Genomic DNA, 7,623 nt, shown 5'->3' on the forward strand with positions numbered 1-7,623 from the left:
AGAATCTATAGAAGTAGGTGAAAGGCATGTCTATGAATCAACCGTCTTATGATGCGGGCGAGATTCAGGTCCTTGAGGGCCTGGAAGCGGTTCGGAAACGTCCCGGGATGTATATTGGCTCCACGAGCGCCAAAGGTCTCCATCATTTGGTCTGGGAAGTTGTGGACAACAGCATTGACGAAGCGCTGGCGGGTTACTGTGACAGCATTCAAGTTGTCGTTCACGAAGACAATAGCATTACCGTTACAGATAACGGTCGCGGTATTCCAGTAAGTGAACACGCCAAAATGAAAAAATCTGCGCTGGAAGTCGTTATGACCGTGCTTCACGCAGGTGGTAAATTTGGAGGCGGAGGGTACAAGGTATCCGGTGGTCTGCACGGGGTTGGTGTATCCGTAGTAAATGCCCTCTCCAGCAAAATGATCGTGCATGTTAAACGGGACGGACATCTGTATGAGCAGGAATATCATCGTGGTGCTCCGCAGTATGATGTCAGAGTCATCGGTGACACAGACGAGACGGGTACCCAAACGACTTTTTATCCTGACGATCAAATCTTTACAGAAACGACCGTATATGACTATGATACGCTCCAGACGCGGATTCGTGAGTTGGCTTTCCTGAACAAAGGTATTGCAATCAGCTTGACTGATGAACGGACGGGCGCCAGCGATACATTTCACTACGAGGGCGGAATCAGTGAATATGTGCAATTTTTGAATCAAAAAAGAGAAGCGCTGCATGAACAGCCGATTTATGTCGAAGGCTCGCGTGATATGATTCAAGTCGAAGTGGCATTGCAATATAACGACAGCTATACCGAGAATATTTATTCTTTTGCCAACAACATCAACACCCATGAGGGCGGAACTCACGAATCAGGTTTCAAGAGTGCATTAACCCGGATTATTAACGATTATGCACGTAAAAATGGCTTGATTAAGGACAACAACGCCAACTTGACCGGTGACGATGTGCGTGAAGGATTGACGGCGATTATCTCCGTCAAAATTCCAGAACCACAGTTTGAGGGTCAGACCAAGACAAAGCTTGGTAACAGTGAGGTGCGAGGGATTGTCGAATCCCTATTCGCAGAGAAACTCCAGGAATTCCTAGAGGAAAATCCGTCTGTTTCCCGCCGGGTGGTTGATAAATCCTTACAAGCAGCACGTGCCCGGGAAGCAGCGCGTAAAGCGCGTGAGCTTACACGTCGTAAAAGTGCGCTGGAAATCAGTTCGCTCCCAGGCAAGCTGGCGGATTGCTCCTCTAAGGATGCTTCGATTAGTGAACTGTACATCGTCGAAGGTGACTCAGCAGGAGGATCTGCCAAGCAGGGTCGTGATCGTCACTTTCAAGCTATTTTGCCGATTCGCGGTAAAATCCTGAATGTTGAAAAGGCACGCTTGGACCGTATTTTGTCCAGTGATGAAATCCGGTCGATGGTAACAGCAATGGGTACAGGGATCGGAGACGACTTTGACATCGCCAAAGCCCGTTATCACAAGGTCATTATCATGACAGATGCGGATGTCGATGGTGCCCATATTCGTACGTTGTTGCTGACGTTCTTCTATCGGTACATGCGTAAAATCATTGATGCAGGCTATATTTATATTGCTCAGCCACCACTATTCAAAGTGGAGCGTAACAAAGTTGTACGTTATGCGAACTCCGAGGCGGAACGTGATGAGATCATCAGGGAATTTGGAGAAAACGCGAAATACAATGTACAGCGCTATAAAGGCTTGGGTGAGATGAATGCGACCCAACTTTGGGAAACTACGATGGATCCTGAGAGTCGTACTATGCTTCAGGTAACTGTCAGTGACGCGATGTTGGCTGATACACTGTTCAATACCTTGATGGGTGATAATGTAGAACCTCGTCGTGACTTTATCCAAGAACATGCGAAGTACGTGAAAAATCTTGATTTTTAATGTGTGATGTTCCTTCCTAGTGGCTGTATTACGTGCTCATTAGGTAGTATTTTGTAGGAGTTCACAAGGGGCGCCCAAATGGGCGTCCCTTTTCTTCTCATTAACCAGCCCGGGTGTATTTGAATATTTGAACTCATTGTTTTAGGCTTTTTTCTTAGAGCGTATGGTTTTACCCGTGGATGAAGAGTACCGGCCGTAGCCTACTGCATATCTGAATATTTTATGATAGAGGCTCTTGTTTGGAAGAGAAGAGAACACCTTAATTGCTGGTCTCGTATTAACCTCCAGAATCCACGGATAATTTTGCTGATCCAGTCCCACATCTAATCCAATTTCCCTTAAACGTGGGTATCTTTTTTGCAACTGCCAGGCTACCCGTTCGCCCATTTTTGATAATTTTTGCTCCAGTCGTACAGCTTCCTTTACATCCATGTATGGAGCGACCAGCTCATTGAAAAAGCGCGTTGTTCCACCGCTGTGATGATTGGTGACGACTTTGTCAGGAGCAGCTACGCGTCCTACAATAAGCGTTGTTTCCCATTGGTGTCTCAAATTCATCTGGGTTAATACCCTCAGATCGAAAGGGCGTGCTTCATGCTGAAGAAGTGGAATTCCACGCTGGATCAGATATGGACGTTTTCGTATGCGGGAAGAAACCACTTTATGCAGATCTTCTAGACTTTCGAAGGTGAAGGTATCTACTTCATAGCGAAGCACATACCAAGTTCTCTCTTCGATAATTCCTTCTTCTGTCGGTGGAAGCGGCTCTGTCAGCCTCTCTGCCCGCATAACCCCTTTTCCATAAGTACCGTTATCCGGCTTAATATAGACAGTACCATACACAGCCAACATTTCGTTCAAGTGATCAAATGTGTACAACCGTGTTTCCGGTACATAAGCGGCCAATGTCGGATTGGGGAGAATGGCATTTGTTTTGGTCCACTTACTGGATACTCGCTGAATAGACAAGTAATCTCATCCCTTTCTTTTCGAAATATGAGTCATGTACTTGGAATCCGCAACACTTTGACAAAACAAGGGAAACTAAAGGACAAGCGCGTAAAACAATGATATAATAGAGAAATACGGCGTTTTTCGGAATTTTGCTAAGTGAACCCTGACCGTATACGTATTGTATGTGGAAAAGGCCCTTAGGGTGGGGGCTAATCCCCAGCTCTGGGGAATTTGTTATAATCAGGGCTTGTGAGTTGTACAAGAGATAGCAATCTGCTACACGCAGAAAGAGAATGACGAGGGATTTACGCTGTAAAGAGGACAGATGCGTTTAATTGTGCTCTTTTTGTGAAAGTAATATAATTACACAGATGAGGATTTCAGCCAAAATCCTGCGCAGAGAGCGGAGTGTATAGGCAGTATCTTGTTAGGCTTTTCACATAGAGAGCATTGTATTGAAGGATAAGAAGGAGGACCAGCATGGCGGATCAAAATAACTCGCAAATCATCAATAGGGATATCGGAGTGGAAATGCGCGAATCCTTTATGGATTATGCCATGAGTATTATTGTTAGCCGTGCCTTGCCTGATGTGCGGGACGGACTGAAGCCGGTACACCGTCGTATTCTGTATGCGATGTCCGAGCTAGGCATGTCGCCAGATAAGCCTTACAAAAAATCGGCAAGAATCGTCGGCGAAGTTATCGGTAAATATCACCCTCATGGTGATACGGCTGTATATGATACGATGGTGCGGATGGCGCAGGATTTTTCCTTGCGTTATATGTTGGTGGATGGACACGGTAACTTTGGCTCCGTGGATGGAGATATGGCGGCTGCGATGCGTTACACCGAAGCACGGTTGTCCAAGATTGCCATGGAAATGCTACGTGATTTGAACAAAGAGACCGTTGATTTTATGCCGAACTACGATGGTGAAGAGAGCGAGCCCGTCGTATTACCTGCACGTTATCCTAACTTGCTGGTGAATGGCGTCGGCGGAATTGCAGTCGGGATGGCTACCAATATTCCTCCGCATAACTTGGGAGAGGTTATCGATGGTGTACAAGCACTGATCGAAAACCCTGACATTACGCCGATGGAACTTATGGATTATATTCAAGGGCCCGATTTCCCGACAGCAGGTTATATTTTAGGACGCTCTGGTATTCGTCAGGCGTACCAGACTGGCCGCGGATCTGTGACCATGCGTGCGAAGACCACCATAGAAGAGATTGGCAATAAAGCACGGATTATCGTGCATGAGCTGCCTTACCAAGTGAATAAGGCTCGTCTGGTCGAGAAAATTGCCGAATTAGTACGTGACAAACGTATTGAAGGCATTACGGATCTTCGGGATGAATCGGACCGTACGGGTATGCGTGTCGTTATTGAGTTGCGTAGAGACGTGAACCCGAATGTCGTTCTGAATAATTTGTTTAAACATACGGCCATGCAGTCGAATTTCGGTATTAATATGCTTGCCATTGTAAACAACGAACCGAAGATTTTGAACCTGAAGGATGTCTTATATCATTATCTCAAACATCAGGTCGAGGTTATTCGTCGCCGGACAGAGTTTGACCTGAAAAAAGCCGAAGCTAGAGCACACATTCTGGAAGGCTTGCGCATTGCCCTTGATCATCTGGACGAAGTTATTGCCTTGATTCGCTCTTCCCAAACTGCAGAAGCAGCTCGTGAAGGACTGATTGAGCGTTTCTCGCTCACTCTTGAGCAGTCTCAGGCTATTCTCGATATGCGTCTGCAGCGCTTAACCGGTTTGGAACGTGAGAAGATCGAGAACGAATATAACGAGCTAATACAAAAGATTGCGGAATACCGTGAGATTTTGGCGAATGAGCATCTGGTACTCAACATTATTAGCGAAGAGCTGAATGAACTTAAAGAACGTTTCGCTGATGAACGTCGCACTGAAATTACAGTGGGTGAAGAGAGTATTCTGGATGAGGATCTCATTCCGCGTGAAGATGTTATTATTACTGTAACCCATACAGGATATATCAAACGCCTTCCTGTTACTACCTATCGCAGTCAAAAGCGCGGTGGTCGTGGTGTAGTAGGTATGGATACCAAAGATGAGGATTTCGTAGAGCATCTGTTCATTACGAATTCACATCATCATTTGTTATTCTTTACCGACAAGGGTAAGGTATATCGGATTAAGGCCTATGAGATTCCTGATCTAAGCCGGACTGCCCGGGGGACACCGATTATTAACCTGATTCAGATTGAACAGGGTGAGTCGATCAATGCGGTAATTCCAATCGAGGAATTTGTGGAGGATAGCTATCTATTCTTTGCGACCCAGCATGGAATCATTAAGAAGACACCTCTTGACGACTATGCAAATATCCGCAAAGGTGGCTTGATTGCCATTAACTTGCGTGAAGATGACGCCCTGATCGAAGTGAAGCTGACGGACGGACAGCAGGAAATGATTATTGGTACAGCACAAGGCATGTCTATCCGTTTCCCTGAAAGTGATGTACGGTCTATGGGCCGTAGCGCTACAGGGGTTAAAGGGATCAACCTTGATGAGAGTGATGCTGTAATAGGTATGGATATCGTAGATACCAGCCTGGATATCCTGATTGTAACGGCCAAAGGTTATGGCAAGCGTACCCCTGTTGTGGATTATCGTATCCAAAGCCGTGGAGGTAAGGGGATCAAGACGATTAATGTTACGGATAAAAATGGTCCGGTTGTCGGTCTCAAGGTTGTAAAAACCGAAGAGGATCTGATGATCATTACAGCTAGTGGCACCTTGATTCGGACTAGCATGGGGGAAATCTCCACGATGGGTCGGAATACACAAGGGGTAAGGCTGATTAATATTCGCGATGATGATTCGGTTGCAACTGTTTGTCGAGCGAACAAGAATGAGGAGCAGGATGAACTGCTTGAAGAATTATTAGAGGATGGGGAAGCTGGAGAGGGCTCCTCTCTATCATCTGTTGAACCAACTCTCGAAATGAATACAGAAGATACGGAAGGTAACGACCCAGAATCTTCTGAGGGCGAATAAGAGCCTGCATATGGAAACAACAATAGTTATTAAATTTTAGATGGAAGAGACTCTCTGACTATTTGGTCGGGGAGCCTTTTTCTTTTTCTGGCTAGCGAATTCAGACAAGTATGCTTTAAATGGCATAAAATGAATGTACAGGATCAATCCCAAGTAATATAATGACATCATAACTGGCAGCTGGAGCAGCTGTTGTGAGAACAGAGAGGTTGACCATGACAACTGTACCCGTATCCGAATTAAAAGCAGGACTTAGATTGCAAAGCGATGTATTTACAGAAATGGGCAGCTTGCTGCTACCGAAAGGGCGCATTCTACTACCGCGTGACTTGGAGATTTTACAGGCGTTCCTGATCCAGCAAGTTGAGGTAGGGACGGATGATCTTGCAAAATCCAGTAGCGAGTCTACGACTGTTCGATCTGGAATATCTGAATCGCAAGGACCTTCGTTAGATGGGCGAGATGAATCTGAACAATTTCAGGATGAGTATGACAAAATGGTGATGCTCGTTAAGAACGCATTTCAATCGGTACTCGTATCTAATTTATCTATATATGAACTGCGAGGACAATTGGAGTCCTTACTGGTGCACATTCAGCGCTATAATGTAATGACCTATACTCCGCCCGCCATGATTGAAGTGGACTATATTTTTCACAACGCCGTGCTAACCTCCCTTACTTCCTACTCCATTGCACAATGGATCGGATTACCTCAAAAGGATTGGATGCAGGTGGCTTTTGCTGGATTGCTTCATGACATAGGGAACGCTAAAATGGACCCGGCCATTCTGTACAAGCCCTCCAAACTAACGTGGGAAGAGCAAGAAGAAATACGTAGTCATACATCACTAGGATACCAGTTGCTTAAAAATGTGAAAGCTATTAACGAAGGTGTGCGTTTGGCAGCTCTTCAGCATCATGAGAAAGTGGACGGTACTGGATATCCACTGCGTCTTAAAGGAGAACAAATCCACATCTACGCTAAAATCGTTGGAGTGGCTGATGTATTCCATGCTATGACTCTAGAGAAAACATACCGGCCTGCCCAATCACCGTATCTAGTTCTAGAGCAAATCAAGTCAGAATCATTTGGAAAGCTGGACCCAAGTGTCGTACAAGTTTTTATTCATAAGTTAACCCAATTCAATAATGGAACCAAGGTGCGCCTCAATGATAGCCGTACAGGGGAAATTATATTTGCTGATCGAGATCATCCGACTCGTCCGTTGATTCAAGTAGATGGGGAAATCATTAACTTAATGCTGCAAAGAGAGCTTTATATCGAGTGTATTGTTACTTAACTAAGTATTTTAAAAAAACAGTTGCACAATATAAAGAAAGTATGATATATTATTTCTTGTCGCTTCAAGTGTTATCAAAAAGAGCGAAAAACACTTTTGAAAAAAAGTGTTGACATGACTCTGGGGAATATGATACACTATAAAAGTTGCTGAGGGGTTGAAAGAAACGCCGAGGCGGACAATGAATGTTTGATCTTTGAAAACTGAACAACGAGTGAGTAAAACGATTTTGCTTGCAAAATCAAACAAGAGATATTTTTATCTCGTCAGTTTCAACATGAGCTTATCGCTCTTTCTATAAACCAGCTTCGGTTGGTCTTTAATGGAGAGTTTGATCCTGGCTCAGGACGAACGCTGGCGGCGTGCCTAATACATGCAAGTCG

General features: G+C 45.0%; 4 protein-coding genes and 1 rRNA gene. 4 read left to right on the forward strand and 1 reads right to left on the reverse strand.

Annotated features, from left to right (window positions below; translation table 11 throughout):
* The first annotated feature begins 26 nt into the window (after nt 1-26).
* Nucleotides 27-1,937, forward strand: coding sequence for a DNA topoisomerase (ATP-hydrolyzing) subunit B (gyrB, locus tag NLX73_RS13170; RefSeq protein WP_061830445.1), 1,911 nt, complete (start codon nt 27-29; stop codon nt 1,935-1,937).
* 141 nt (nt 1,938-2,078) lie between these two features.
* Here gyrB and NLX73_RS13175 read toward each other — a convergent pair whose 3' ends face one another.
* Entirely contained in the window at nt 2,079-2,906 is an 828-nt protein-coding gene (locus NLX73_RS13175) for a YheC/YheD family protein (RefSeq protein WP_103049701.1), read from the reverse strand.
* Nucleotides 2,907-3,371: 465 nt separating this feature from the next.
* Here NLX73_RS13175 and gyrA point away from each other — a divergent pair, with 465 nt between their 5' ends.
* From gyrA to NLX73_RS13190, 3 genes are all read left to right on the forward strand, one after another.
* Entirely contained in the window at nt 3,372-5,936 is a 2,565-nt protein-coding gene (gyrA, locus tag NLX73_RS13180; protein WP_061830447.1) for a DNA gyrase subunit A, read from the forward strand.
* Between the two features lie 215 nt (nt 5,937-6,151).
* Nucleotides 6,152-7,240 (forward strand): HD-GYP domain-containing protein, encoded by a 1,089-nt coding sequence (locus NLX73_RS13185; protein WP_254326394.1) that lies wholly within the window; start codon nt 6,152-6,154, stop codon nt 7,238-7,240.
* Nucleotides 7,241-7,559: 319 nt separating this feature from the next.
* Nucleotides 7,560-7,623: ribosomal RNA gene (locus tag NLX73_RS13190) — 16S ribosomal RNA — on the forward strand; the annotation flags it as partial.

The sequence above is a fragment of the Paenibacillus sp. CH40 genome, assembly GCF_024213605.1.
In the GTDB taxonomy this organism is placed as follows: Bacteria; Bacillota; Bacilli; order Paenibacillales; family Paenibacillaceae; genus Paenibacillus; species Paenibacillus polymyxa_B.

What these genes read in the sequence shown, in the direction of transcription:
- NLX73_RS13185 (WP_254326394.1), top strand. Translation starts at nt 6,152, where the DNA reads ATGACAACTGTACCCGTATCCGAATTAAAAGCAGGACTTAGATTGCAA.
- gyrB (WP_061830445.1), top strand. Translation starts at nt 27, where the DNA reads ATGTCTATGAATCAACCGTCTTATGATGCGGGCGAGATTCAGGTCCTT.
- gyrA (WP_061830447.1), top strand. Translation starts at nt 3,372, where the DNA reads ATGGCGGATCAAAATAACTCGCAAATCATCAATAGGGATATCGGAGTG.